The sequence below is a fragment of the Pseudomonas sp. FW305-25 genome (assembly GCF_017351415.1).
Classification (GTDB): Bacteria; Pseudomonadota; Gammaproteobacteria; order Pseudomonadales; family Pseudomonadaceae; genus Aquipseudomonas; species Aquipseudomonas chlororaphis.
On sequence record NZ_JACNDE010000039.1, the window covers coordinates 40,415 to 66,880 of the forward strand.

Genomic DNA, 26,466 nt, shown 5'->3' on the forward strand with positions numbered 1-26,466 from the left:
GATCCTGTAGGAGCGAGGCTTGCCCGCGATGGATTCAACCCGTTCTTACTGAATGTCCTCCGGCTTGACGATCACCCAGTTCTTGTCCGCCGTCACCGGCAGCCCTTCCTTGGCCTGGGCCGCGGCGTGCTTGGCCATCATGCCGTTGATCTGGGCCATGTACTTGTCCTTGCGGTTGACCCACAGGTGGATGCCGCCCTTGGCCACGTCGACACCGTGGAACAGCATGTAGCCATCGCTGGTCGGGGTGTCGCCGCCCACCAGCACCGGTTTTTTCCACTCGTCGATGTAGGTCAGGATCGCCGCGTGCTTGCCGGCCATCCAGGTCGCCGGGGTCCACAGGTAAGGGGTCAGTTCCAGGCCGAGGTTGGCCTTCTCGTCATACTTGCCGGCGGTGATCTGCTTGCGCGCGGTGGTCAGCTCGCCGGTCTTGCGGTCCTTGAGCAGGGTGGTCACGCCGATGACGTTCTGCGGCTTGACGTTGTAGCCGTACTTCGGATCGGACGCGACCATGCGCACCAGTTCCTCGGAAGCGGCGGTCATCACGTAGACCTCGATGCCGTTCTCCATCAGCTTGTTGTACAGCTCTTTCTGGCCGGTGAAGATTTTCGGCGGATTGATCTCGGTGTTCTTGACCACGTCGCCTTCGAAATAGGTGGCCGGCACCGGCTTGCCCGAGGCCATCAATTCGTCGACATAGCCCTTGAGTTCCTTGAGGGTGAATCCGGAGAACACCTGCGCCACCCAGGGGTAGCAGACCATGTCGTCGATTTCACAGAGGCGGTAGTAATAGCTGAACAGGCTTTCCTTGTGCTCGGCGGTGTCCTTGAACGGCATCAGCTTCAGGGAGGGGTCGAGGGTCTCGCGGGTGATCAGGCCCTTGTTCTCCATGAACGGCAGCAGCGACTCTTCCAGGTCGTAGCGGTAACTGGTGTTGTCCATGTCGAACACCGCGTAGTTACCCTTGTTGGCGTTGGCCGCGATCATCGCGTCCAGTTGCTTGGCCTGGTCCGCGGGCCAGTGCTGCAAGTCGGTGGCGAGAACCTGGCCGGCAAGGCCCAGGCAGAGTGCGGCAACCAGAAATTTCGGAGCGAGTTTCATCGGCGTTTTCTCCCTGATTTAAAGAGATCGACGCTAACAAATCGCTGTGACAATCCTCGCCTGTGGGCGACCGCCCGCGTCCTGATCCCGTCATCGGCATGTGCCTGAGCGTCAGCGGCTTATTCCAAAAACGACAGTCTCAATGCGTTTTTGATATTAATTCATTAGATATCAAGCTGTTAGGCTTGCCGGTTCGCAATCGCCGCCATAAGCGATTGGCACAAGTCTTATCGGAGCCTTAATGAACCTGCCGCTGATCCTCAACCTGCTGGTGTTCCTCGCCTTGCTGCTGGGCCTGGCACAAACCCGTCATACCACCTGGAGCCTGGCCAAGAAGGTCCTGCTGGCGCTGGTGCTGGGCGTGGTTTTCGGTGTTGCCCTGCACGGCATCTACGGTGCCGGCAACCCCGTCCTGAAAACCTCCATCGGCTGGTTCGACCTGGTGGGCAACGGTTATGTGCAATTGCTGCAGATGATCGTGATCCCGCTGGTGTTCGCCTCGATCCTCAGTGCCGTGGCGCGCCTACACAACGCCTCGTCCCTGGGCCGGATCAGCTTCCTGACCATCGGCACCCTGCTGTTCACCACCGCCATCGCCGCGCTGATCGGCATCGCCCTGACCAACCTGTTCGGCCTGACCGCCGAAGGGCTGGTGGCCGGGACCCAGGAAATGGCCCGCCTGCAGGTGATCCAGAGCGATTACGCGGGCAAGGTCGCCGACCTGAATATCCCGCAACTGCTGCTGTCGTTCATTCCGCAGAACCCCTTCGCCGACCTGGCCCGGGCCAAGCCGACCTCGATCATCAGCGTGGTGATCTTCGCCGCCTTCCTCGGTGTCGCCGCCCTGCAGTTGCTCAAGGACGACGCCGACAAGGGCCAGAAAGTGGTCAACGCCATCGACACCCTGCAAGCCTGGGTCACCCGCCTGGTACGCCTGGTGATGAAGCTGACCCCTTACGGCGTGCTGGCGCTGATGACCAAGGTGGTCGCCAGCTCCAACCTGCAGGACATCATCAAACTCGGCAGTTTCGTGGTGGTGTCGTACATCGGCCTGGGCCTGATGTTCGTGGTCCACGGCCTGCTCGTTTCGCTGGCCGGGATCAACCCGCTGCGCTTCTTCCGCAAGGTCTGGCCGGTGCTGACCTTCGCCTTCACCAGCCGCTCCAGCGCCGCGAGCATCCCGCTGAGCATCGAGGCGCAGACCAGCCGCTTGGGCATTCCGCAGTCCATCGCCAGCTTCGCCGCCTCGTTCGGCGCGACCATCGGCCAGAACGGCTGCGCTGGCCTGTACCCGGCCATGCTGGCGGTCATGGTGGCCCCAACCGTCGGCATCGACCCGCTGGACCCGCTGTGGATCGCGACCCTGGTGGCGATAGTGACCTTGAGTTCGGCCGGGGTGGCCGGGGTAGGCGGTGGCGCGACGTTCGCCGCGCTGATCGTGCTGCCGGCCATGGGCTTACCGGTGTCCCTGGTGGCGCTGCTGATTTCCGTGGAGCCGCTGATCGACATGGGCCGTACCGCACTGAACGTCAGCGGTTCGATGACCGCCGGGGCGATCACCAGCCAGATCATGCAGCAGACCGATAAAGAAAAGCTCGATGCCGATGAGCATGCGGAGCTGGCGCAGGCTTAAGGGCTGCGACCTTTAGAATGTCATCGCGGGCAAGCCTCGCTCCTACAGAAGAACGCCTTCATCTGTAGGAGCGAGGCTTGCCCGCGAAGCTTTTAGGCTTTTTCCCAGACCTCGAATGTATAGGCCGGCTTATCCCCTTGCGGCGGATTCGGGCTGTCCCACACCTTTTTCCATTGGCTCTGGTCGAACTTGGGAAACCAAGCATCCCCTTCCGGGCTCAGAGCAACACTAGTGAGATACAGCCGATCAGCGTGATCCAACCCTTGCGCATACAATTGAGCTCCGCCAATCAGCATCACTTCATCAGCACACTGTTCACGGGCCCACTCTTCAGCCCGAGTCACCGCTGCCTCCAAAGACGGATAAACCTCCGCCCCTTCTAATTGCAGTTCAGCTTGACGGCTGACCACGATATTCAGGCGACCCGGCAGTGGACGACCAAGGGAATCCCAAGTCTTGCGACCCATGATGATCGGTTTGCCGAGCGTATTTTCTTTGAAGTACTTGAAATCCCCCGGCAAGTGCCAGGGCATGCTGTTGTCGACGCCAATCACCCGGTTTTCACCAAGAGCTGCGATCAGACTTAAAGTAAGAGTTTTTTTCATGCGGGCGAGCATACCAGAGGCTCAGCATCCCGCAACGTACCCCGACAGGCGTGACAGCGGTTATGCTCAGCGCTCATTTGAGCAACGGAATGACGCGTGACAGCACTGACCCCACTGCAAAAACTCTGGCTCACCGAAGCCGTACGCCTGCGTGAAGAACACGCCGGCGCCCTGGAGGACCAGGAAGCCAATCGCCTGGCGCGCACTGCGGGCGGCGACCTGGCGAGCCGCCTCCAATACCGCGCGCTGTGGCTGGCCGAACGCGACGGCCTGGCCGCCGCCCTGCGCCACTGGGTCCAGGGCGCGCGCCTGGCGCTGTTGCTGATGGCTGTGTTGGCCATGGTCAGCGGTGCCGGCCTGGCCTTCGCCGCCCTGGGTAACGGGCAGGCGCCGGTTAATGTGTTCTGGGCCCTGGGCAGCCTGCTCGGCCTCAACCTGCTTCTGCTGCTGAGCTGGGCCATCGGCCTGCTGTTCGCCGGCGAACAGGGCGCCAGCCTCGGCCGCCTGTGGCTGTGGCTCAGCGCCAAGCTCGCCCGCGACGCCAAGGCCGCGCAGCTGGCGCCGGCCCTGCTGCTGTTGCTGCAACGGCGCAAACTCAATCGCTGGGCCATCGGCACCCTGGTCAACGGCCTGTGGCTGCTCGCCCTGCTCAGCGCCGTGGCGATCCTGCTGATGCTGCTGATCACCAAGCGCTACGGGTTCTACTGGGAAAGCACCCTGCTCGGCGCGGATGCCTTCGTGGCGATCACCAACGCCCTCAGCGCCATACCCCGGGCCATAGGTTTCGGGGTACCGACCGTAGAGATGATTCACGCCAGTACCCGGGATGTTTACAACACTGAACTGGTGCGCCAGATGTGGGCCGTCTGGCTGGTGGCCTCGCTGATCATTTACGGCGTGCTGCCGCGCCTGTTGTTGATGCTGTTCTGTCGCTGGTGCTGGAAGCACGGGCAGGCGCGCCTGCGACTGGACCTCAACCTCCCTGGCTACAGCCAGCTGCGCGAAGCGCTGATGCCCAGCAGCGAACGCCTGGGGATCAACGATGCCGCCCCCGAACTGCTGCACCGCATCGAAGGCGGCGTCAGCGCACAGGACAGCGATGGCGCCCTGCTGGTGGCCATCGAACTGGACGACCAGCGCCCCTGGCCACCGCAATTGCCGGCCTCGGTGAAGGACGCCGGCATCCTCGACAGCCGCGAATCCCGGCACAAGCTGCTGGAACAGATGAGCCGCTTTCCGCCGGCGCGCCTGGCCATCGCCTGCGATCCACGGCGCTCGCCGGACCGTGGCAGCCTGGCGCTGATCGCCGAACTGGCCCGCAGCGCGACTGCCACCCGGGTCTGGCTGTTGCAGGCGCCACCGGGCCAGGCGCTGGACGCCGAACGCCTGGGCGACTGGCACGTGGCGCTGCAACAGCTGGAGCTGCCATTCGCCGATTGCGCACCGCTGAACTGGCTGGAGACCGGCCATGACTGATCCTCGCAAACCGCCGTTGAAGCTGGCGGTGGTCGGCCACACCAACGTCGGCAAGACCTCCCTGCTGCGTACCCTGACCCGGGACGTGGGGTTCGGCGAGGTCTCCCATCGCCCCAGCACCACCCGCCATGTCGAGGGCGCGCGGCTGTCGGTGGACGGCGAACCGCTGCTCGACCTGTACGACACCCCCGGCCTGGAAGACGCCATCGCCCTGCTCGACTACCTGGAACGCCTGGAGCACCCTGGCGAGCGCCTGGACGGCCCGGCCCGCCTGGCGCGGTTTCTCGAAGGCAGCGAGGCGCGCCAGCGTTTCGAACAGGAAGCCAAGGTGCTGCGCCAACTGCTGGACTCCGACGCCGGGCTGTATGTGATCGACGCTCGCGAGCCGGTACTGGCCAAGTACCGCGACGAGCTGGAAGTCCTCGCCAGCTGCGGCAAGCCGTTGCTGCCGGTGCTGAACTTCGTCAGCAGCGCCAGCCACCGTGAGCCGGACTGGCGCGACGCCCTGGCCCGCCTGGGCCTGCACGCGCTGGTGCGCTTCGACAGCGTGGCACCGCCGGAGGATGGCGAGCGGCGGCTGTATGAAAGCCTGGCGTTGCTTTTGGAAAGCTCGCGACCGCAGCTGGAACGCCTGATCGCCGACCAGCAGGCGCAGCGCGCGGCTCGCCAGCAAAGCGCCGCGCGGCTGATCGCCGAACTGCTGATCGATTGCGCCGCCTGCCGGTGCAGCGTGGTCAGCGAGGTCGAGCAGGAACAGCAGGCCATCGGCGAACTGCGCAAGGCCGTGCGCCAGCGCGAACAGCGCTGCGTCGAGGCGTTGCTCAAGCTCTACGCCTTCCGCCCGCAGGATGCCGCCGCCAGCGATGTGCCGCTGCTCGACGGACGCTGGGGCGATGACCTGTTCAACCCGGAAACCCTCAAGCAACTCGGGGTCCGGGTCGGTGGCGGGATCGCCGCCGGCGCGGCGGCCGGGGCTGGCGTCGATCTGCTGGTGGGCGGCCTGACCCTGGGCGCGGCGGCCCTGGCCGGGGCGATTGCCGGTGGCGCGCTGCAAACCGCCCGCAGCTACGGCGGCCGCCTGCTGGGCAAGCTCAAGGGCCAGCGCGAACTGACCGTGGACGACAGCGTGCTGCGCCTCTTGGCCCTGCGCCAACGGCAACTGGTGCAGGCGTTGAATGTGCGCGGGCATGCGGCGCTGGGCAGCATCCAGCTGGCCACGCCCCAGGACCAGAGCTGGCGCGAGGGCAAGCTGCCGGAGGCGCTGAACAAGGCCCGCGCCCATCCGCAGTGGTCGTCGCTGAACCCGGCGCCGCGCCTGAGCCAGGCGGAGCGCCAGGAGCAGATCGAGGTGTTGGCGCAGAAGCTGGTGGTCGACAGTTAAGCCTGCGGCGCCCCCGCCTACGTCATCGCGAGCAAGCTCGCTCCTACAGAACATGCGTTCCCCTGTAGGAGCGAGCTTGCTCGCGATAGCTGTCCCCCGGGCACCGCAGGACTCGGATCAGACAGCCAACAACCGCACCGCCTTGTCCTTGAGCACCTGCAAATCCATCACCGGCACCCACAGCTCCTTGGCCTGTTCGTCCCAATGGCGCAGGCGCAGGCTGACCGCGCATAGCGGGTCCTGCTCGAAGGCCCGGGCCTCCTCGGCGCTCATCACCCCGCCCTGGTATTCCAGGGTGCGCCGGCTGGCTTGGCTGAGCCGCTCGTAGTAGCCCGGCTCCTTGCAGGTCAGGTAACGCTTGGCCTGCACGTGGTACTCCACCAGCCGCGCCAGGCGCTCGCTGAAACCGGCGCGGCGCAGGTAGTCGGCGCCCAGCCGCTCATGGCCGGCCACGCCGAAACCGTCCATGCTCTCGGCATCCTGCCCACAGATATGCCCGATATCGTGGAAGAACGCCGCCAGCACCACTTCGTCGTCGAAGCCCTCGGCCATGGCCAGTTGTGCGGCCTGGGACATGTGCTCGATCTGCGACACCGGCTCGCCGATGTAGTCGCTGTCGCCAAAGCGCTCATACAGGCCGAACACCTCGGCGATCCGCTGCTCAGGCCGCATCAGGCTTCCTCCAGCAAACGGGCGATATTGCCCTCGGCCATGGCCGGGCCGACGCTCATGCCCACGCCGGTATGCATCAGGGCCACGCTGACCCCGGCGGCCGGGCGCAGGAACGAAAACGGCCCCGGGCCGCGGGCGCCATAAACACCCTGCCAGCGCTCGACCACCTGCACCTTGCAGCCCAGGGTGTGCTCGGCCAGTTCGAGCATCCAGGTGTCCACCTGCTCGGTATTGAACGGCGACGGGTCGCTGCCGTAATGGTGGGAGTCGCCGATGATCAGCTCGCCGTAGGGCGTCGGGCTGATCAGCAGGTGGATGCCGTTTTCGTGCAGGTGCGGCGCATCCCGCAGGATCTGCGCCTGCACCGCCGCCGCTTCAGGCAGGTCGGCAAAGGCGCCGTAATGCACGCAGCTCAGGCCGGTGAGCAACGCGTGTTGCAGGTTCAGTGGCACCTCGGGCCGGGCGCGGAGCATTTGCAGGCGGCAGACCTGCGGCGCCAGCGCGGCAATCGGTTCGGCCAGCAGGGTCTGATAGTCATGCCCGGAACAGACCAGGATCTGCCCCGCGCGAAAGCTGCCGGCGGTGCTGTGCAACTGGCCGGGCTCGATGTCGCGCACCAGGGTGGAAAAATGAAACTCCACCCCCAGGTCGCGGCGCAGGTAGTCGATCAGCATCGGGATGGCTTCGCGGGAATACAGCTGCTGGTCATCCAGGCCATGCAGCGCCGCGCGATGATGGCGGAAGCGGCCGCCGTACAGATCGTTCAACGCCGCGCCGCGCAGCAGTTCGACCCGGTAGCCGTGTTCCTGCGCACGTCCGGCGCAGAAGGCCTGCAGCAATTGCTCCTCGGCCTCGGTGCGGGCGAACAGGTAAGAGCCGTTGCGCTTGAGCGGCAGGCCGGCCAACTGTGCCCAGTCGCCCCAGATGCCGCGGCTGGCCCTGGCCAGGTCGAGCATCACGCCAGGCGGCTGGCCGGTCACCAGGGCCTGGCCGAAATTGCGCACCGACGCGCCCAGGGGCGTGGCGCTGCGCTCGAAAACCTTGACCCGCAAACCGCGCTTGGCCGCGGCATAGGCATGGGACAGCCCGAGAATGCCGGCGCCGACGATCAGCAGGTCGTTGTGGTTGCTCATGGGTGTGGTCCTTGGGAAATGACCCTACGAGGTCAATCGCGAGCAAGCTCGCTCCTACAAAGGCCAACCCTGTAGGAGCAGCCGGTCGACGCTCGATTGCTCGCGATAGCGGTCTATTGGTTACTGGGCGGCGACCTTCTCGGACTTGCCGTCATAACGCTTGCGCCACTCGGCGAGGATCTCGTCGCGGTTCTTCGAGGCCCAGGCGAAGTCGTTCTTGATCAGGCGCTGCTCGTAGTCGGCCGGCAGTTCGGTCTGCGGCTTGGCGATCCCCGGCTGGGCCAGCACGGCGAAGTTTTCCTTGTACAGCTCCATGGCCGCGGGGCTGGCGGAGAAGTCGGCGAGCTTCTTCGCCGCTTCTTCATGAGGGGTGCCCTTGATCACCGCGGTGGCTTCGATTTCCCAGCCCAGGCCTTCCTTGGGCAGCACGATGTCCAGCGGCGCGCCCTGGCGCTTGAGCTGCACGGCCGGGTATTCGAAGGAGATGCCGATCGGGAATTCGCCGGCCGCCGCCAGCTTGCACGGCTTGGAACCGGAGTGAACGTACTGGCCGATGTTCTGGTGCAGGTCGTCCATGTACTGCCAGCCCTGCTTCTCGCCAAAGGTCTGCAACCAGGCGCTGACGTCGAGGAAGCCGGTGCCGGACGAGGCCGGGTTGGGCATGACGATCTTGCCCTTGTACTCAGGCTTGGTCAGGTCCTGCCAGCTCACTGGCTTGGTCAGGCCCTGCTTTTGTGCCTCGACGGTGTTGAAGCAGATGGTCGCGGCCCAGACGTCCATGCCGACCCAGGCCGGCGGGTTGGCGGCGTCACGGTAGTTGCCGCCGATCTTGCCCAGATCCTTCGGTGCATAGCTTTGCAGCATGCCCTGCTGATCGAGGATCGCCAGGCTGGAAGCGGCCAGGCCCCACACTGCGTCCGCCTGCGGCCGGGCTTTTTCCGCCAGCAGCTTGGCGGTGATGATCCCGGTGGAATCACGCACCCATTTGATTTCCACATCCGGGTTGGCGGCTTCGAAGGCTTGCTTGTAGCTCTTGAGCTGTTCGGCTTCGAGGGCGGTATAGACCGTCAGTTCGGTCTTCGCGGCAAAGGCGTTCATGCTGAAGGCAGTGAGGACAGCAGCGGCAACAGCCAGGGGCTTGAACATGGTGCGGTTCCTTTCTGGGGTGGGGGCTTGTTAGTGGGGGTTGGGCAGACTCAATGGCCGGGCGCGGTCTGCCGCCAGGCCTGGGAGCGGCGCAGCAAACCGCGCGAAGCCCAGGCCAGGAGCAGGGACACGCCCGCCGAGGTAAAGAGGATCAGGGTCGACATGGCGGCCGCGCCGCCGACGTTGCCGGCGTCGTCCATGTTCAGCACCGCCACCGCCGCGAGGATGGTGTCGGGGCTGTAGAGGAAGATCGCCGCCGAGACGGTGGTCATGGCCGAGACGAACAGGTAGCGCAGGATATCCAGCAGCGCCGGCAGGCAGATCGGCACGGTGACCCGCAGGTAATGGCGGTACAGCGGGGCCTTGAGCGACAGCGCCGCGGCCTCGAACTCGGCATCGAGCTGGCGCAGCGCGGTGGTGGCGGTCATCTGCGCGGTGGTCAGGTAGTGAGCAATGGTGCACACCACCAGCAGGGTCATGCTGCCGTAGAACACATGCAGCGGGTTGCCGCTGAGGTTGAAGAAGAAGACGTAACCCAGGCCCAGCACCAGGCCCGGCACCGCCATCGGCACGAAGCTGAGCATGCGCAGCGCCAGGTTGAGGCCGCGCTGGGTATGGGTCTTCTCCATCAGGTAGGCGCCGGTGAAGATCAGCGCGCTGCCGATCAGCGCCGTGCACAGGGCCATGGTCAGGCTGTTGCGGTAGGCCAGCCAGCCGCCGCCGGCGGTGTCGTTGAACTGGTAGTGGTTGAGCGACAGCGAAAGGTTATAGGGCCAGAACTTCACCAGCGACGAGAACACCGCCATGCCGAACACCAGCAGCAGCGCCGCGCAGATCAGCAGGACGATCGCCAGGTAGCAACCGTCCCGCAGCCGGGAAGGCGCCGGCTGGAACACCTGAGCCCGGCCGCTCATGGAATCGCCATGGCGACGGCGCAGCCAGGCATCGACACCGAAGCTGAACAGCGCCGGCAGCAACAGCACCATGCCGATCAAGGCGCCACGGCCGAACTGTTGCTGGCCGACCACCGCCTTGTAGGCTTCCAGCGCCAGCACCTGATAGTCGCCACCGACCACCACCGGCACGCCGAAATCGGTGATGGTCAGGGTGAACACCAGGCAGAACGCGGCGAACACCGCCTGCCGGGTGGCCGGCCAGGTGATGCTGCGAAAGGCCTTGGCCGGGCTGGCGCCCATGCTCGACGCGGCGTCGAACAGCCGCGCATCGGCCAGGGACAGGGCCGACAGCAGGATCATCAGGGCGTGAGGAAAGGTGTAGATCACCTCGCCGAGAACGATGCCCCAGAAACCGTAGATATTGTCCGAGAGCAGGCCACGGAGCAGGCCCTGGTTGCCGAACAGATAGACCAGGGCGATCCCCGGCAGCATCGACGGCGCCATCAGCGGCAGCAGCGACAGGCCGCGCCAGATCGCCTTGCCGGGAATCAGCGTGCGTTGCAGGGCATAGGCGAACAGGTAGGCCAGCGGCACCACGATGGCGGCCACGCTGAGGGAGACTTTCAGGCTGTTGCCCAACAGCCAGTGGAAGTTGGCGCTGGTCACCAGCTCACGGGCCGCAACCAGGCCACCGCCCTGCCCGGCTTCGCCGCTGAAACCGCGCCAGAAAATCGCCAGCAACGGCAGCAACACCGCCAGGCCCAGCAGCATCAGCAGGACCAGCTTGCCGCCGAGCACGAAGAGGCGGTCGCCGATTTGCGCACGGGCCGCCTGGCGCGCCCGTTTTGTGGGTAGCGGCAGGGTCAGGTCAACGGCCATCTCAGGCAAACACCTGCAGGCTGCGCGGTGGCAAGGCAACCCAGATGTCCTGGGCACCGAGGCGCGGCATGGCTTCCGGGGCCAGCTCGGCCAGCAGCGGATGGCCGGGCAATTGGTTGAGTTCGAAACTCATGCGACAGCGGTTGCCGAGGAAGGTGATCTCCCGGACCTTGGCCGGGAACAGGTTTTCCTCGTGCACCGGCGGGTTGACGCTGATCGCCTCCGGGCGGCAGAACAAGCGACCCGAGGCAGCCTTGCCGGAGTCGGCCGCCAGCCGCACATTCATCCCACCAACCTGGGCGTGGCTGTCGCTGCTGCGGCGGAACGGCAGCCAGTTGCCCTGGCCGACGAATTCGGCGACGAACGGGGTGGCCGGGCGATCATAGATTTCCTGCGGCGTGGCGTATTGCTCGACCTTGCCGTTGTTCATCACCGCGATACGGTCGGCCATCAACATGGCCTCGTCCTGGTTGTGGGTGACCATCAGGGTGGTGATGCCCAGGCGTCGCTGCAGTTGGCGCAGCTCGGTGCACAGGTGCTCGCGCACCCGGGCATCCAGCGCCGACATCGGTTCATCCAGCAACAATAACGAAGGCGCCGGGGCCAGGGCTCGCGCCAGGGCCACCCGCTGCTGCTGGCCGCCCGACAGCTGGCCGGGGTATTTCTTTTCGCTGCCGGTCAGGCCCACCAGCTCCAGCATCTGCGCTACGCGCTTGCGCACTTCGTCGCGACCGCTGCCGGCCAGGCCATAGGCGATGTTGGCTTCGACGCTGAGGTTGGGGAACAGCGCATAGGACTGGAACAGAATGCCGTAGTCCCGGGCCTGGGGCGCCAGGTGCGAGACGTCGCGGCTGCCCAGGTACAACTCGCCCCGGTCCTGGCGCTCGAGGCCGGCGATGCAGCGCAGCAAGGTGGTCTTGCCGCAGCCCGACGGACCGAGCAGGCACACCAGCTCGCCGGCCGCCACGTCCAGGGAGACGTTATCCAGGGCGGTGAAAGCGCCAAAGCGTTTCTGCATGCCGCGCACTTTCATCGGCGCGCCGGGGTTGCTCAGGGCAGTTGCGATCGGGTTGTTCATGGACGGACCTCATCAAGCAGATGCAGGCCATCCTAGGGAACGAATGCGTAGTTACTGTGGCAGTGAGGCAAAAGCTGCCGATAGTGGTATTGGCAGATTTGGGTTCAAGAGAACGCAGAGCCTTGTAGCCGCTGCCGAGCCCGCGAGGCTGCGAACGGTTGCGCAGCAACCGCAGGCCCGACAACGCGATCTGGCGAGGTAACCGCAGGGCGCCTTTTGCGGGCGCTGCGCACCCGTTCGCAGCCTCGCTGCGCTCGGCAGCGGCTACGGATGAGGTGTGGGCGGATCAGGCTGGCGCCATTTCCTGCGCCAGCCCGAGGAAGGCCGCCGGCAGGCGCGCACCCTTGCGCTCCTTGAGGCAGTACAGATACTCGGCGATCTGCGGCGCGTTCTCGATGGTCAGCACCCGCAGTTGCGGATCGTGGGGCACTTCCTGACGGGCAATGATGCTGATGCCGATATTGCGCAGCACCGCCTCGCGGATCGACTCGCGGCTGCCGATCTCCAGCAGCGGCCCGAAGCTGACCCGGGCGCTGTCGAGCAGCTCTTCGGTCAGGCGCCGGGTGGTGGAGCCCGGCTCGCGCATCAGCAGGGTGTGCCCGGCCAGGGCGTTCAAGGGCACGTGATCGAGGGCCGCCAACGGATGATTGCGGTGCACCGCCAGCACCAGTGGATCGCTGCCGAGCACCCGGCGGATCAAGCGCGAATCCTCCAGCAGCTGCGACGACGCGGCGATGTCGACCCGGTATTCCTCCAGCGATTCCAGGACCTGCTGCGAGTTGCCGATTTCCACCGACACTTCCACCTGGGGCAGGCGCTCCCGGAAGGTCTTCACCAGATCGAGGATGTAATACGGCGCCGTGGCGGCAATCCGCAGGGTGCCTTGCAGCTGGCCGCTATTGCGCAGGAAGAACTCGATATCGGCTTCCTGCTGCAACAGCGCCTTGACCATCGGCAACAGCCGGGCACCCTCTTCGCTGACGCTGAGGCGGCGGCCGCCGCGATAGAACAGCTCGACCGCATACTGGCTTTCCAGATGACGGATCTGGGTGGTCACCGTGGGCTGGCTCAGGCCGAGCTTTTTCGCCGCCAGGGTGATGCTGCCCAGGCGGGCCACCATGTAAAACGCCTTCAGCTCGGCACTCAGCACTGCACGCTCTCGTTATCCCTTTATTTGCGCAACAGGCGCAAACCGTTGAAGACCACCAACAGGCTGACGCCCATGTCGGCGAACACGGCCATCCACATGGTGGCCAACCCGAAGAAGGTTACCCCAAGAAAGATCGCCTTGATGACCAGGGCCAGGGCGATATTTTGTACGAGGATGTTCGAGGTCTGCCGGGACAGCCGGACAAACGCCGGAATCTTGCGCAGATCGTCGTCCATCAGGGCGACATCGGCGGTCTCGATGGCGGTGTCGGTGCCTGCCGCGGCCATGGCGAAACCGATCTCCGCGCGGGCCAGGGCCGGGGCGTCGTTGATGCCGTCGCCGACCATGCCGACCCGGTGCCCTTGGGCGTACAGGTCTTCGATAGCTTGCAGTTTATCGGTGGGCAGCAGGTCGCCGCGGGCCTGATCGATGCCCACCTGGGCGGCGATGGCTTCGGCGGTGTGCGGGTTGTCGCCAGTCAGCATCAGGGTCTTGATGCCCAGTTCGTGCAACTGCTGGATCGCTTCGCGGCTGGACTCCTTGACCGTGTCCGCCACGGCGAACAGGGCCAGGGGGCCGGCGCTGTCGAGCAACAGCACCACAGTCTTGCCCTGTTTCTCCAGGGCGAACAGCTGCTCTTCCAGCTCCGGCGAGCACAGCCCCAGCTCCTCCACCAGGCGGTGATTGCCCAGGTGGTAGAGCTGGCCGTTGATTTCGCCACGCACACCGCGGCCGGCCAGGGCTTCGAAGTTATCCACAAGGTGCAGGCTCAGCTGTTTATCCACAGCCGCATTGGCAATGGCCAAAGACACCGGGTGGTCGGAACGGGACGCCAGGCTGGCGGCGATGGCCGGGGCGCTGCTGTCCGCTAGCGGGTCGAGGGACAGGAAGTCGGTCTGCACCGGCTTGCCATGGGTGATGGTGCCGGTCTTGTCCAGCGCCAGGTAGTCGAGCTTGTAGCCGCCCTCCAGGTAGACCCCGCCCTTGATCAGGATGCCTTTGCGCGCTGCCGCGGCCAGGCCGCTGACGATGGTCACCGGGGTGGAAATCACCAGCGCGCACGGGCACGCCACCACCAACAGCACCAGGGCGCGGTAGATCCAGTCGAACCAGGCGGCGCCCATGAACAGCGGTGGAATCACCGCCACGGCCAGGGCAAAGGCAAACACCGCGGGGGTGTAGATTTTCGAGAAGCTGTCGACGAAGCGCTGGGTCGGCGCGCGCGCGCCCTGGGCCTGTTCCACGGCATGGATGATCCGCGCCAGGGTCGAGTTGTTGGCCGCCGCGGTCACCTTGTACTCCAGCGAGCCGGCCTGGTTGATGGTGCCGGCAAAGACCTTGTCGCCCAGGGTCTTTTCCACCGGCAGGCTTTCGCCGGTGATCGGCGCCTGGTCGATGGTCGAACTGCCGGCCACCACCTCGCCGTCGAGGCCGATGCGTTCACCCGGACGTACCCGTACCAGCGCGCCCAGCTCGATGCTTTTCGCTTCCCGTTCGACCCAACTACCGTCCGCCTCCTGCACCGTGACCCGTTCCGGGGTCATCTGCATCAGGCCACTGATGGCATTGCGCGCGCGGTCCAGGGATCGGGCCTCGATCAACTCGGCCACGGTGAACAGGAACATCACCATCGCCGCTTCCGGCCATTGGCCGATCAGCACGGCGCCGGTCACGGCGATGCTCATCAAGGCGTTGATGTTGAGGTTGCGGTTCTTCAGGGCGATCCAGCCCTTCTTGTAAGTACCGAGGCCACCACTGAGGATCGATACCAGGGCGATCACCGCCACCACCCAGGTCGGCGCGGCGCTGGTGAAGTGGATCACCTCCGCGGCCAACGCGCCGACGCCGGACAGCGCCAGCGGCCACCAGTGCTTTTTCACCGGCGCCGCGGCCGGGGCATCGGACTCGCCGCCCAGGCCGATGGGCTCGGCCTCCATGCCCAGGGACTTGATGGCGGCGATAATCGGGGCGACGTCCTGCAGGTCATGGGTCACACCCAGCACCCGGTTGATCAGGTTGAACTCCAGTTGCTGCACACCCGCCAGCTTGCCCAGCTTGTTCTGGATCAGCGTCTGCTCGGTCGGGCAGTCCATGGCCTCGATGCGAAAGCTGCTCAGGCGCGCATTGGCGCTCGACGCCGCGCTGAGCACAACCCGCGACGGCGCGGCGGCCGACGAACAGCAGGAATCGCCGTGACTGGCAGCCTGGGGCTCGCTCAACTGGACCAGCGACGGCGACGAGCAGCAGGAAGCGCCGTGGCCAGCATGGTCGTGTTTTTTCAGCGGATGCAGTTTTGCGCCATGGCCATGATCGTGATCGTGATCGTGATCATGATCGTGGCCAGCATGCTTGGAGTCAGCGCCGGGCTTGCCGTGGGTGTGCAGGGAATCGCTCATAAGGTCGCGTCCGAAAAGGTGCCTGTTGCCAAGTGAACACCCTGTAGCCACTATAGGGTCAAGCACCCTTTCGGAGATTGTCGCGATGAAAATTGGCGAGCTGGCGAAACTGACCGACTGTCAGGTCGAAACCATCCGTTACTACGAGCGCGAAGGCCTGCTGCCGGAGCCGGCCCGCAGCGAGGGCAATTACCGTCTGTATACCCAGGCCCACACCGAACGCCTGACCTTCATCCGCAACTGCCGCAGCCTGGACATGACCCTCGAGGAAATCCGCAGCCTGCTGAACCTGCGCGACAGCCCGCAGGACCAGTGCCAAAACGTGAATGCGCTGATCGACGAACACATCCACCACGTCAAGGCGCGGATCGATGGGCTGCTGGCCTTGCAGACACAGTTGCTCGACCTGCGCCAACGCTGCAGCGAAGGGCCGGACCTGGATCAGTGCGGGATTTTGCAGCGCCTGGAAGTCAGCGGCTCGGTGGCCCCCAGCGAAGCCGAGGACTCTCATGTGGGCCGTAGCCACGGGCATTGAAACCATCAACCCCCTACAGAGAGGCAGATGCCCCGTATCGACCACGTGTGGGCGTGGTCTCCGGGATTGCTAGAAGGCCCTGCGGGCCTTATCGCAGCCTGCGGCAGCGGCTACAGGAGCCGCCGCCGGGTGTATCGATCAGACCGCCATCGGCGCGGTCATCGGCGCGTGATGCTCGTAGCCTTCCAGCGAGAAGTCGCTCGGTTCGACCTTTTCCAGCCACTCCGGCTGGTACACGCCAGTCTTGGCGAACTCCGGTACACGTTCGGAAATCACCAGCTTCGGCATCGGGAACGGCTCACGCTTGAGCTGCTCGTTGAGCATGTCCAGGTGGTTTTCGTAGACGTGGGCATCACCGATGAAATAGGTGAACCAGCGCGGGGTGTAGCCGGTCAGGCGACCGATCAGGCTCAGCAGCGCCGCGCCTTCGGTGAGGTTGAACGGTGTGCCCAGGCCCAGGTCGTTGGAGCGGATGTAGAGGGTCAGGGAAATTTCCCGGGTCTCGACATTCGGGTGGAACTGGTACAGCAGGTGGCACGGCGGCAGGGCCATTTCATCCAGCTGGGCGCAGTTCCAACCGTGGAACAGGATACGGCGGCTGCCCGGGTCCTTGATGATGGTATCCACACACTGGCGCACCTGGTCGATGGACTTGTACAGCACCACATAGGCCTGGCCGTTTTCCTCGCCTTCGGCGATCTGCCGGTAGCCCTGGTTCAGGGTCTGCTCGATGGCAGCCGGGTTGCTCAGGGGGATCTGCTTGTACGCCGGCCACTTGCGCCATTGCACGCCGTAGATCTCACCCAGGTCGTCCTCGCCCTGGCGGAAGGGGTTGGCCAGCCACTGGGCGTTTTCGTTGGCGTTCTGGTCCCAGACCTTGCAGCCCAGGGCACGGAATTCGGCGGCGTTGTTCACCCCACGGAGGAAACCGCACATCTCGCCGATGGCCGACTTGAAGGCCATCTTGCGGGTGGTGATCGCCGGGAAACCGTCTTTCAGGTCGTAACGCAGCATCGCGCCGGGGAAGCTGATGGTGTTCACGCCCGTGCGGTTGGCCTGCTTGGTGCCGTTCTTGATGACGTGGGCGACCAGATCGAGATATTGCTTCATGTATTACCTGTGTCCTTGAAGGCAGGGCTCGCGCCCTGCGATCCAAATTAGAGCGCGGCGTCTTTCGCCGCCGGTGCCGCTGGAGCGCGGTGATAGGCCAGCCAGATCAGGAACAGGCCGCCAATGATCATCGGCAGGCACAGCACCTGGCCCATGGTCAGCCAGTTCCACGCCAGATAGCCCAACTGCGCATCCGGGACCCGGACGAACTCGACGATAAAACGGAAAATACCGTAAAACAGGGCGAACATCCCGGAAACCGCCATGGTTGGACGGGGCTTGCGCGAGAACAGCCAGAGGATGAGGAACAGCGCCACGCCTTCCAGGGCGAACTGATACAGCTGCGAAGGATGGCGCGGCAGCTGGGCCGGGTCGCTGAACGGCGGGAAGATCATCGCCCACGGCAGGTCGGTCGGCTTGCCCCACAGCTCAGCGTTGATGAAGTTGCCGATGCGCCCGGCGCCCAGGCCGATCGGCACCATCGGCGCGACGAAGTCCATCAGCTGGAAGAACGACTTGCCGTTCTTCTTGCCGAACCACAAGGCCGCGAGCATCACCCCGATGAAACCGCCGTGGAACGACATGCCGCCTTTCCAGACCTCGAAGATCAGCGTCGGGTTGGCCAGGTAGGCGCTCAGGTCATAGAACAGCACATAGCCCAGGCGCCCGCCGACAATGACCCCCATTGACATCCAGAACACCATGTCGGAGAGCTTCTCCTTGGTCCAGGTCGGGTCGAAGCGGTTCAACCGGCGCGACGCCAGCAGCCAGGCGCCACCGATGCCGATCAGGTACATCAGGCCGTACCAGTGAATTTTCAGCGGGCCGATGGCCAGGGCCACCGGGTCGATCTGCGGGTAAGGCAGCATTGCGACTCCTCGTTAGAGTGAAACTCGATTGCGCCGCGACCATGTCACGCGCGGATTAAGCCAGGATTGCGGAACCTGTCAGAGCAGGAACGTCAGGCCGACCACAAACAGCAAGCCGGCGAACAAGCGCTTCAACAGGCGCGCCGACAGCCGATGGGCCAGGCGCGCGCCGAACCGGGCAAAGACCATACTGGTCAGGGCGATGCCCAGCAGTGCCGGCAAATACACAAAACCCAGACTATGAGCCGGCAGCAACGGATCATGCCAGCCCAGAATCATGAAACTTATTGCACTGGCCACGGCAATCGGCAAACCGCAGGCCGAGGACGTGGCCACCGCCTGCTGCATCGGCACGCTGCGCCAGGTCAAGAACGGCACGGTCAGCGAGCCGCCACCGATGCCGAAAATCGCCGAGGCCCAGCCGATCACACTGCCGGCCAGGGTCAGCCCGAGCTTGCCGGGAACGTCGCGGCTGGCCTTGGGCCGCAGGTCCAGGGTCATCTGCAGGGCCACCACCAGGGCGAAGACGCCGATGATTTTCTGCAGGTTCGGCCCGGAGATCGCTTCGGCCGTCAGCGCCCCGACTCCGGCGCCGAGCAGGATGCCCAGGGTCATCCAGGCAAAGATCGGCCAGCGCACCGCGCCCCTGCGCTGGTGTTCGCGAACTGCGTTGACCGAGGTAAAAATGATGGTCGCCAGCGACGTGCCAACGGCCAGGTGGGTCAGGATCGACGGATCGAAACCTTGCAGGGTGAAGCTGAACACCAGCACGGGAACGATGATGATGCCGCCACCTACGCCAAACAGACCGGCCAATATGCCCGCGCAGGCCCCCAGCAGCAGATAGAGCAGAAATTCCATGGAGGCATCCCGAAAAGAGAGCGGCATGGTAACGGATGCACGGCCCTTGGCTCCACTGGATGGCGATGGATACCCAGTCGTTCTGTGCGTAAAGTGAGCAAAAAACACAAAAGGGACAACCTGATGTGCTTGATCGTATTCGCCTGGCGGCCGGGCCACGCCCTGCCCCTGATCGTCGCGGCCAACCGTGACGAGTTCTACGCCCGCCCCAGCCTGCCGTTGGCGCAATGGCCCGAAGCCCCCGATATCTACGCCGGACGCGACCTGGAAGCGGGCGGCACCTGGCTCGGCCTGGGCGCCGACGGACGCTTCGCCGCCCTGACCAATATCCGCAATCCCCATCAGCCCCCCGCGCGCCGCTCCCGAGGCGAACTGGTGGCGCGTTTTCTCAGCAGCAGGATGTCGATAGACGACTATTTCAGCGACGTTGTCGGCCGATCGCTGGAATATGCCGGCTTCAACCTGCTGGTGGGCACCCCCGATCAGCTCTGGCACTACAACGCCCAGGCCCGTGAGCCGCAGCAACTGGGCAGTGGCGTGTACGGCCTGTCGAACGCCGGGCTCGACACGCCCTGGCCCAAGCTACTCAAGGCCAAGGCAGCATTACAGGAAGTACTGCACGACCCGCAGCCCCAGGCTCTGCTCGCCCTGCTCAGCGATGCGCAGACCGCGCCGTTTGTCGACCTTCCCGATACCGGGGTCGGCCTGGCCACCGAGAGCCTGCTGTCGAGTGTGTTTATCGCCAGCCCCAGCTACGGCACGCGGGCCAGCACAGCGCTGATCGTCCGGGCCGATGGTTCCAGGCACATAGTCGAGCGCAGCTTCGGGCCCTATGGCGGGCATCTGGGGGAAGTGGAGCTGAGGGTTTAGCGGCGTCTGAAAGTACGCTATCGCGAGCAATCGGGCGTCGACCGGCTGCTCCTACAGGGTTTGGCAGCGTCTCTGTAGGAGCGAGCCTGCTCGCGATCGCCTTTAAAGGGTCTTGGCCGACGCCGGATTGATCATCCGCGCCAGTCCCAGGTTCTTCAGCGCCAGTTGCAGCGAGCTGTGGATAACTTGCGGGTTGTCGATGGTCATCAGTTCGGCCAGCAGTTCCCTGGCCTTGCTGAGATTGATCTGACGCAGCATCCACTTCACTTTCGGCAGGTTGGTGGCGTTCATCGACAGGCTGTCGAAGCCCATCGCCATCAGCAGCACCGCCGCCGCCGGATCGCCGGCCATCTCGCCGCAGATACTCACCGGCTTGCCTTCGGCATGGGCGTCGCGCACCACGGTCTGCAAGGCTTGCAGCACCGCCGGATGCAGGTAGTCGTAGAGGTCCGCCACCCGCGGGTTGTTGCGGTCCACGGCCAGCAGGTACTGGGTCAGGTCGTTGGAACCGACCGACAGGAAGTCCACCTGGCGCGCCAGCTCCTTGGTCTGGTACACCGCGGCCGGGATCTCGATCATCACCCCGATCGGCGGCATCGGCACGTCGGTGCCTTCGTCGCGCACTTCGCCCCAGGCGCGGTGGATCAGGTGCAATGCTTCTTCCAGCTCATGGGTGCCGGAAATCATCGGCAGGAGAATGCGCAGGTTGTTCAGGCCTTCGCTGGCCTTGAGCATGGCGCGGGTCTGGACGAGAAAAATCTCGGGATGGTCGAGGGTGACGCGAATGCCGCGCCAGCCGAGGAAGGGGTTGTCTTCCTTGATCGGGAAATACGACAGTGACTTGTCGCCGCCGATGTCCAGGCTGCGCATCGTCACCGGTTGCGGGTGGAAGGCGGAAAGTTGCTCGCGATAGATCGCCAGCTGCTCCTTTTCGCTCGGGAAGCGTTGGTTGATCATGAACGGCACTTCGGTGCGGTACAGGCCCACGCCCTCCGCGCCACGCTTCTGCGCCCGCGCCACGTCCGCCAGCAGGCCGGTGTTGACCCACAGTGGCATGCGGTGGCCGTCCAGCGTCACGCATGGCAGATCACGCAGCGCATCCAGGCCCTGGGCCAGTTGCCGCTCTTCTTCGACCACATCGGCGAACTGCTTGCGCAGCACGTCGCTGGGGTTGGTGTAGACCTCGCCGTGGTAGCCGTCGACGATCATCTGGATGCCGTCGACTTTCGAGTACGGCAGATCGACCAGGCCCATCACTGTCGGAATGCCCATGGCCCGGGCCAGGATCGCCACGTGGGAGTTGCCCGAACCCAATACCGAGACCAGGCCGACCAGCTTGCCTTCCGGCACCTCGCCGAGCATGGCCGGCGTCAGTTCTTCGCTGACCAGGATGGTGTTGTCGGGATAGACCAGAGTCTGCTGGCGCTCTTCCTGCAGGTAGGCCAGCAGGCGCCGGCCCAGGTCCTTGACGTCCGACGCCCGCTCGCGCAGGTAGGCATCGTCCATCAGTTCGAAACGGTTGACGTGATCGGTGACCACCTGGCGCAACGCGCCCTGGGCCCATTGGCCGGTCTTGATCACGGTGGTCACTTCGCTGCCCAGGGAGGCATCGTCGAGCATCATCAGGTAGACGTCGAACAGCGCCCGCTCTTCGGGACGCAGCTGGGTGGCGAGTTTTTCCGAGAGGGTGCGCATGTCGGCGCGCACGCCTTCGATGGCGGTCTTGAACAACGCCAGCTCGGCGTCGATATCGGTAATGCTCTTGTCAGGCACCACGTCCAGGTCGGCGGGCGGCAGCATGACCACCGCGGTACCGACCGCCGCGCCAGGCGAGCCGGGCACGCCGACGAACTTGGCTTCCTGGATGCCCTTGCCCTGGCGGCCCAGGCCACGGATCGAACCGGTGGCTTCGGCGTGGGCGATAACCCCCGCCAGCTGGGCGCTCATGGTCACCAGGAAGGCTTCTTCGCCCTCGTCGAACTGACGACGCTCCTTTTGCTGGATGACCAGGACGCCGACGACCCGGCGGTGGTGAATGATCGGTGCACCGAGGAAGGAGGCATAACGCTCCTCGCCAGTCTCGGCGAAGTAGCGATAACGCGGGTGATCGGCGGCGTTTTCGAGGTTCAGCGGTTCTTCGCGCGTACCGACCAGGCCGACCAGACCTTCGTTGGGTGCCATGCTGACCTTGCCGATTGAGCGCTTGTTCAAGCCCTCGGTGGCCATCAGGACAAAACGGTTGGTCTCCGGATCCAGCAGATAGACCGAGCAGACCTGGCTGCCCATGGCCTCTTTGACGCGCAACACAATAATCCCCAACGCCGCCTTGAGATCCTTGGCGGAGTTAACTTCCTGGACGATCTTGCGCAGCGTATTGAGCATGGCTCGGGGTCGAACTCCGTCGTCAGTCGCGCGCTAGAAGGCGCGGGGCAAGCTCTTTGAGAGCGCGGCGGTAAACCTCGCGCTTGAATGTCACCACCTGGCCCAACGGATACCAATAACTGACCCAGCGCCAGCCATCGAACTCCGGTTTACCGGTCAAATCCATCCGCACCCGCTGCTCGTTGGAGATCAGGCGCAGGAGAAACCATTTCTGCTTCTGGCCGATGCACAGCGGTTGGCTGTGGGTACGGACCAGGCGTTGCGGCAAACGATAGCGCAACCAGCCCCGGGTGCAGGCGAGAATTTGCACATCTTCGCGTTCCAGGCCTACTTCTTCGTTCAACTCGCGGTACAAAGCGTCTTCCGGCGTCTCTTCGGGGTTGATCCCCCCTTGCGGAAACTGCCAGGCATCTTGATTGATACGGCGAGCCCATAGCACCTGGCCGGCATCATTCGTCAGAATGATCCCGACATTGGGGCGGAAACCATCGGGGTCGATCACGGCAACAACCTCGCAAACGCATGTCGCCGCATTGTTCCACAAAGGTTGTGAAAGCAGCAACGAGGCTTCCTACCTTATGTGCACTCTTGTGAAAAGACCGTATTCTGATCGCCTTTTTTCAGACTTATCAGCGAGTAACCGTGATGCGCCTGGCTTTATTCGACTTGGACAACACCCTTCTGGGCGGCGACAGTGACCACGCCTGGGGCGATTACCTGTGCGAACGAGGCTTCCTCGACGCCGTCACCTACAAGGCCCGCAACGACGAGTTCTACCAGGACTACCTGGCCGGCAAGCTCGACCAGGCCGCGTACCTGAACTTCTGCCTGGAGGTTCTCGGCCGCACCGAGATGGACGTGCTCGACCAATGGCACCGCGACTACATGCGCGACTGCATCGAGCCGCTGCTGCTGCCCAAGGCTGCGCAATTGCTGGCCAAGCACAAGGCCGCCGGCGACAAGCTGGTGATCATCACCGCCACCAACCGCTTCGTCACCGCGCCGATCGCCGAGCGCCTGGGCGTGGAAACCCTGATCGCCACCGAGTGCGAGATGCAGGACGGCCGCTACACCGGGCGCAGCATCGACGTCCCGTGCTTTCGCGAAGGCAAGGTCACCCGCCTGACGCGCTGGCTCGAGGAAACCGGCCACAGTCTGGAAGACAGCTACTTCTATAGCGATTCGATGAATGACTTGCCGTTGCTGGATCTGGTGGCGAACCCGATCGCCGTGGACCCGGACCCGAACCTGCGGGCCCTGGCCCAGCAGCGTGGCTGGCCGGTGATCAGCCTGCGCGACTGAGAAAGCTAGCGCGAGCTCGCCCCTATAGGAGCAAGCTCGCGATCAGGCCGTCAAACAGGCTTGGCGCCCATCAACCCGGCAATGGCGAAGAAACACACGAAGCTGAACACCGCCAGCGCCAGGGTGAACTTCGGACTTCCTACTCCCGAGGCGATCCGCACGCGGTTGAGCCGCGCCAGCAGCCAGAAACAGCTCAGGGCACCCACGGTGTAGATCACGCTGGAGGCCAGGATCCAGGTCTGCCCCAGCGACCAGCCCAGCAGATGCACCAGCCACCAGCCACTGAACGGCAGGCTGGCCAGGCAGATCACCAGCAACAGCCAGACGAACACCAGCGGCCGGCGCAACAGCCGGCTGTAGATGCTTGCGTCACCCTTGCTACGAGCGCGCCAGACCCAGATCGCCAGCCCCAGAGCGCTGCCCAGCAGCAACACGGTGGCCAGGATATGGACGGTTTTGAGGACGGTCAGCGTTTCCATGTCATTAACTCCTTGAGGCCTTGCCCACCAGCGTAGCCGTTCAGCCGAGGAACAGCTGGTACGCCGGGTTATCACTCTCGTCCCAGTACGGGTAACCGATCTGCGCCAGCGCCGCCGGTACCAGATGGCGTTCGCTCGCCGGTACTTGCAGGCCGGCGACCACCCGGCCATCGGCCGCGCCATGGTTGCGGTAGTGGAACATCGAGATGTTCCAGCGCCCGCCGAGCTTGTTGAGGAAGTTGAACAGCGCGCCCGGGCGTTCCGGGAACTCGAAGCGGAACACCACTTCATCACTGACCCGCGCCGCATGCCCGCCGACCATATGACGGATATGCAACTTGGCCAGTTCGTTGTCGGTCAGGTCGGTCACCGGGAAGCCCTGTTCGGACAGGCTGGCGATCAGCGCGCTACGCGGATCGTTTTCCGGGTGGGTCTGCACACCCACGAAGATGTGCGCTTCGCTACCGGTGTTGTAGCGGTAGTTGAATTCGGTGATCTGGCGCTTGCCGATCGCTTCGCAGAAGGCCTTGAAGCTGCCCGGCTTCTCCGGAATGGTCACGGCGATGATGGCCTCGCGGCCCTCGCCCAGCTCGGCGCGCTCGGCGACATGGCGCAGGCGGTCGAAGTTGACGTTGGCGCCGGAATCGATGGCCACCAGGGTCTGCCCGCTGACGCCGCGCTGCTCGACGTACTTCTTGATCCCGGCCACGCCCAGGGCGCCAGCCGGCTCGGTGATGGAGCGGGTGTCGTCGTAGATGTCCTTGATCGCCGCGCAGATCTCGTCGGTGCTGACGGTGATCACCTCATCCACGTAGTCCTTGCAGATATCGAAGGTGTGCTGGCCGATCTGCGCCACCGCGACACCGTCGGCGAAGATGCCCACGGTCGGCAGCACCACGCGTTCGCCGGCGGCCATGGCCGCTTGCAGGCAGTTGGAGTCGTCCGGCTCGACGCCGATGATCCTGGTTTCCGGCCGCAGGTATTTGACGTAGGCCGCGATTCCGGCAATCAGGCCGCCACCACCGACCGGCACGAAGATCGCGTCCAGGCGCCCCGGATGCTGGCGCAAAATTTCCATCGCCACGGTGCCCTGCCCGGCAATGGTGTGCGGATCGTCGTACGGGTGGATATAGACGTAGCCTTTTTCGTCCACCAGCTTCAGCGAGTAGGCCAGGGCTTCCGGGAAAGTATCGCCGTGCAGCACCACTTTGCCGCCGCGCGAGCGCACGCCTTCGACCTTGATCTCCGGGGTGGTCTTGGGCATCACGATGGTCGCCTTCACCCCCAGCACCTTGGCCGCCAGGGCCAGGCCCTGGGCATGGTTGCCGGCCGAGGCGGTGACCACGCCACGGGCGCGCTCGGCATCGCTGAGCTGGGTCAGCTTGTTGTAGGCGCCGCGAATCTTGAACGAGAACACCGGCTGCAAGTCTTCGCGCTTGAGCCAGATCTGATTGCCCAGCCGCTCGGAGAGCTGGCGGGCAGTCTGCAACGGGGTTTCTACGGCAACGTCGTAAACGCGCGAGGTGAGGATCTTTTTGACGTACTGTTCGAGCATCGGAAAGCATCACTGAGCGGGTTGGGCAGGGCCAGCGAGTCTAACCCAGCGTTTACCCGGGCGACCACACGAATCCAGAGGTTTTAAAAGCCCCCTACCCCCTGCCGGTGGCTGCGATAGGTCTGCAGGTCCTCCGGCCACTCTCGTCTGTCACGACCTGACGGTCGATCGCAGCCTTCGGCAGCGGCTACAAAAAGCGGTTCGCCAAACGGGCAATGACCTGCTCAGGACACCGGCCTATAATGCCGGCCTTTCCGTTCCCCCCTTGCCCGCTTCCGGAGCCCGCATGACCCAGGATCAACTCAAACAGGCCGTGGCCCAGGCTGCCGTCGACCTCATCCTGCCGAAACTCGATGACAAGAGCATCGTCGGGGTCGGCACCGGCTCCACCGCCAACTGCTTCATCGACGCCCTGGCCCAGCACAAGGCCGCCTTCGACGGCGCGGTCGCCAGCTCCGAAGCCACCGCGGCGCGCCTCAAGGGCCACGGCATCCCGGTGTACGAACTGAACACCGTCAGCGACCTGGAGTTCTACATCGACGGCGCCGACGAAAGCGACGAACACCTGAACCTGATCAAGGGCGGCGGCGCGGCCCTGACCCGCGAGAAAATCGTCGCGGCGGTAGCCAAGACCTTTATCTGCATCGCCGACGCCAGCAAGCTGGTGCCGGTGCTGGGCGCCTTCCCCCTGCCGGTGGAAGTGATCCCCATGGCCCGCAGCCACGTGGCCCGCGAGCTGGTGAAGCTCGGTGGCGACCCGGTCTACCGCGAAGGCGTGATCACCGACAACGGCAACATCATTCTTGACGTGCACAACATGCAGATCACTAATCCGGTGGAGCTGGAAGCGCAGATCAACGCGATTGTCGGCGTGGTCACCAACGGCCTGTTCGCCGCCCGCCCGGCCGACGTGCTGCTGCTGGGCACCAGCGACGGCGTGAAGACCCTCACCGCCTG

At 64.6% G+C, this 26,466-nt stretch carries 23 protein-coding genes; 7 read left to right on the plus strand and 16 right to left on the minus strand.

What is annotated here, in order from left to right; genetic code table 11:
* Window positions 1-45: 45 nt before the first annotated feature.
* Complete coding sequence (locus tag J4E58_RS26790; RefSeq protein ID WP_087092467.1) at window positions 46-1,101, minus strand: phosphorylcholine phosphatase; 1,056 nt, start codon at window positions 1,099-1,101, stop codon at window positions 46-48.
* Between the two features lie 241 nt (window positions 1,102-1,342).
* Here J4E58_RS26790 and J4E58_RS26795 point away from each other — a divergent pair, with 241 nt between their 5' ends.
* Window positions 1,343-2,734, plus strand: coding sequence for an L-cystine transporter (locus tag J4E58_RS26795; protein WP_087092468.1), 1,392 nt, complete (start codon window positions 1,343-1,345; stop codon window positions 2,732-2,734).
* Between the two features lie 92 nt (window positions 2,735-2,826).
* Here the strand turns inward: J4E58_RS26795 and J4E58_RS26800 are convergent, their stop codons facing one another.
* Window positions 2,827-3,339, minus strand: a complete 513-nt coding sequence (locus J4E58_RS26800) for a dihydrofolate reductase (protein ID WP_087092516.1) — start codon at window positions 3,337-3,339, stop codon at window positions 2,827-2,829.
* A gap of 96 nt (window positions 3,340-3,435) precedes the next feature.
* Here J4E58_RS26800 and J4E58_RS26805 point away from each other — a divergent pair, with 96 nt between their 5' ends.
* Both J4E58_RS26805 and J4E58_RS26810 read left to right on the plus strand, forming a co-directional pair.
* A complete protein-coding gene (locus J4E58_RS26805) occupies window positions 3,436-4,815 on the plus strand; it encodes a DUF2868 domain-containing protein (protein ID WP_087092469.1) in 1,380 nt (459 codons plus the stop codon).
* Window positions 4,808-6,196: a GTPase/DUF3482 domain-containing protein gene (locus J4E58_RS26810; RefSeq protein WP_087092470.1), complete on the plus strand. Its 1,389-nt coding sequence runs from the start codon at window positions 4,808-4,810 to the stop codon at window positions 6,194-6,196. Before J4E58_RS26805 ends, J4E58_RS26810 begins: the two co-directional genes overlap by 8 nt.
* Window positions 6,197-6,313: 117 nt before the next feature.
* On the opposite strand, the gene J4E58_RS26815 is transcribed toward J4E58_RS26810, so the two are convergent.
* The 7 genes from J4E58_RS26815 to J4E58_RS26845 form a co-directional block, all read right to left on the minus strand.
* Window positions 6,314-6,868: a phosphonate degradation HD-domain oxygenase gene (locus tag J4E58_RS26815; RefSeq protein WP_087092471.1), complete on the minus strand. Its 555-nt coding sequence runs from the start codon at window positions 6,866-6,868 to the stop codon at window positions 6,314-6,316.
* Window positions 6,868-8,001 carry a TIGR03364 family FAD-dependent oxidoreductase gene (locus J4E58_RS26820; RefSeq protein ID WP_087092472.1) on the minus strand — a complete coding sequence of 378 codons (1,134 nt, stop codon included), beginning with the start codon at window positions 7,999-8,001 and terminating at the stop codon, window positions 6,868-6,870. The genes J4E58_RS26815 and J4E58_RS26820 overlap by 1 nt, the downstream gene beginning before the upstream one ends.
* A 120-nt stretch (window positions 8,002-8,121) precedes the next feature.
* Window positions 8,122-9,147, minus strand: a complete 1,026-nt coding sequence (locus tag J4E58_RS26825) for a putative 2-aminoethylphosphonate ABC transporter substrate-binding protein (RefSeq protein WP_007921284.1) — start codon at window positions 9,145-9,147, stop codon at window positions 8,122-8,124.
* 50 nt (window positions 9,148-9,197) lie between these two features.
* Window positions 9,198-10,922 carry a putative 2-aminoethylphosphonate ABC transporter permease subunit gene (locus J4E58_RS26830; RefSeq protein WP_087092473.1) on the minus strand — a complete coding sequence of 575 codons (1,725 nt, stop codon included), beginning with the start codon at window positions 10,920-10,922 and terminating at the stop codon, window positions 9,198-9,200.
* A 1-nt stretch (window position 10,923) separates the two neighbouring features.
* Window positions 10,924-12,000: a putative 2-aminoethylphosphonate ABC transporter ATP-binding protein gene (locus J4E58_RS26835; protein WP_007921288.1), complete on the minus strand. Its 1,077-nt coding sequence runs from the start codon at window positions 11,998-12,000 to the stop codon at window positions 10,924-10,926.
* A gap of 286 nt (window positions 12,001-12,286) precedes the next feature.
* On the minus strand, window positions 12,287-13,150 hold the full coding sequence (locus tag J4E58_RS26840) for a LysR family transcriptional regulator (RefSeq protein ID WP_009051348.1): 864 nt from the start codon (window positions 13,148-13,150) through the stop codon (window positions 12,287-12,289).
* Window positions 13,151-13,170: 20 nt separating this feature from the next.
* Window positions 13,171-15,546, minus strand: a complete 2,376-nt coding sequence (locus J4E58_RS26845; protein WP_087092474.1) for a heavy metal translocating P-type ATPase — start codon at window positions 15,544-15,546, stop codon at window positions 13,171-13,173.
* 85 nt (window positions 15,547-15,631) lie between these two features.
* On the opposite strand from J4E58_RS26845, the gene cadR reads away from it, so the two are divergent.
* On the plus strand, window positions 15,632-16,081 hold the full coding sequence (cadR, locus tag J4E58_RS26850; RefSeq protein WP_007930346.1) for a Cd(II)/Pb(II)-responsive transcriptional regulator: 450 nt from the start codon (window positions 15,632-15,634) through the stop codon (window positions 16,079-16,081).
* Between the two features lie 138 nt (window positions 16,082-16,219).
* Here the strand turns inward: cadR and J4E58_RS26855 are convergent, their stop codons facing one another.
* From J4E58_RS26855 to J4E58_RS26865, 3 genes are all read right to left on the minus strand, one after another.
* On the minus strand, window positions 16,220-17,191 hold the full coding sequence (locus J4E58_RS26855; protein ID WP_087092475.1) for a thymidylate synthase: 972 nt from the start codon (window positions 17,189-17,191) through the stop codon (window positions 16,220-16,222).
* Window positions 17,192-17,238: 47 nt separating this feature from the next.
* Entirely contained in the window at window positions 17,239-18,060 is an 822-nt protein-coding gene (lgt, locus tag J4E58_RS26860) for a prolipoprotein diacylglyceryl transferase (protein ID WP_007927350.1), read from the minus strand.
* Between the two features lie 78 nt (window positions 18,061-18,138).
* Window positions 18,139-18,921: a sulfite exporter TauE/SafE family protein gene (locus tag J4E58_RS26865; protein ID WP_053263017.1), complete on the minus strand. Its 783-nt coding sequence runs from the start codon at window positions 18,919-18,921 to the stop codon at window positions 18,139-18,141.
* A gap of 123 nt (window positions 18,922-19,044) precedes the next feature.
* Here J4E58_RS26865 and J4E58_RS26870 point away from each other — a divergent pair, with 123 nt between their 5' ends.
* Window positions 19,045-19,791 (plus strand): NRDE family protein, encoded by a 747-nt coding sequence (locus J4E58_RS26870; protein WP_087092517.1) that lies wholly within the window; start codon window positions 19,045-19,047, stop codon window positions 19,789-19,791.
* A gap of 102 nt (window positions 19,792-19,893) precedes the next feature.
* On the opposite strand, the gene ptsP is transcribed toward J4E58_RS26870, so the two are convergent.
* Entirely contained in the window at window positions 19,894-22,173 is a 2,280-nt protein-coding gene (gene ptsP / locus J4E58_RS26875; protein ID WP_007927345.1) for a phosphoenolpyruvate--protein phosphotransferase, read from the minus strand.
* Between the two features lie 22 nt (window positions 22,174-22,195).
* Window positions 22,196-22,675 carry an RNA pyrophosphohydrolase gene (locus J4E58_RS26880; RefSeq protein ID WP_007927344.1) on the minus strand — a complete coding sequence of 160 codons (480 nt, stop codon included), beginning with the start codon at window positions 22,673-22,675 and terminating at the stop codon, window positions 22,196-22,198.
* 143 nt (window positions 22,676-22,818) lie between these two features.
* Here J4E58_RS26880 and J4E58_RS26885 point away from each other — a divergent pair, with 143 nt between their 5' ends.
* Window positions 22,819-23,475, plus strand: coding sequence for an HAD family phosphatase (locus J4E58_RS26885; protein WP_087092476.1), 657 nt, complete (start codon window positions 22,819-22,821; stop codon window positions 23,473-23,475).
* A gap of 50 nt (window positions 23,476-23,525) precedes the next feature.
* On the opposite strand, the gene J4E58_RS26890 is transcribed toward J4E58_RS26885, so the two are convergent.
* The gene (locus J4E58_RS26890) at window positions 23,526-23,954 is read right to left on the minus strand and encodes a DUF2269 family protein (RefSeq protein WP_087092477.1); all 429 of its coding nucleotides are present in this window, start codon (window positions 23,952-23,954) and stop codon (window positions 23,526-23,528) included.
* Window positions 23,955-23,994: 40 nt separating this feature from the next.
* Window positions 23,995-25,509 (minus strand): threonine ammonia-lyase, biosynthetic, encoded by a 1,515-nt coding sequence (gene ilvA / locus J4E58_RS26895; RefSeq protein ID WP_087092478.1) that lies wholly within the window; start codon window positions 25,507-25,509, stop codon window positions 23,995-23,997.
* A gap of 286 nt (window positions 25,510-25,795) precedes the next feature.
* Between ilvA and rpiA the strand changes: the two genes are divergently transcribed.
* Window positions 25,796-26,466 (plus strand): ribose-5-phosphate isomerase RpiA (gene rpiA / locus J4E58_RS26900; RefSeq protein ID WP_087092479.1); only part of this gene is annotated, 671 nt, incomplete at its 3' end.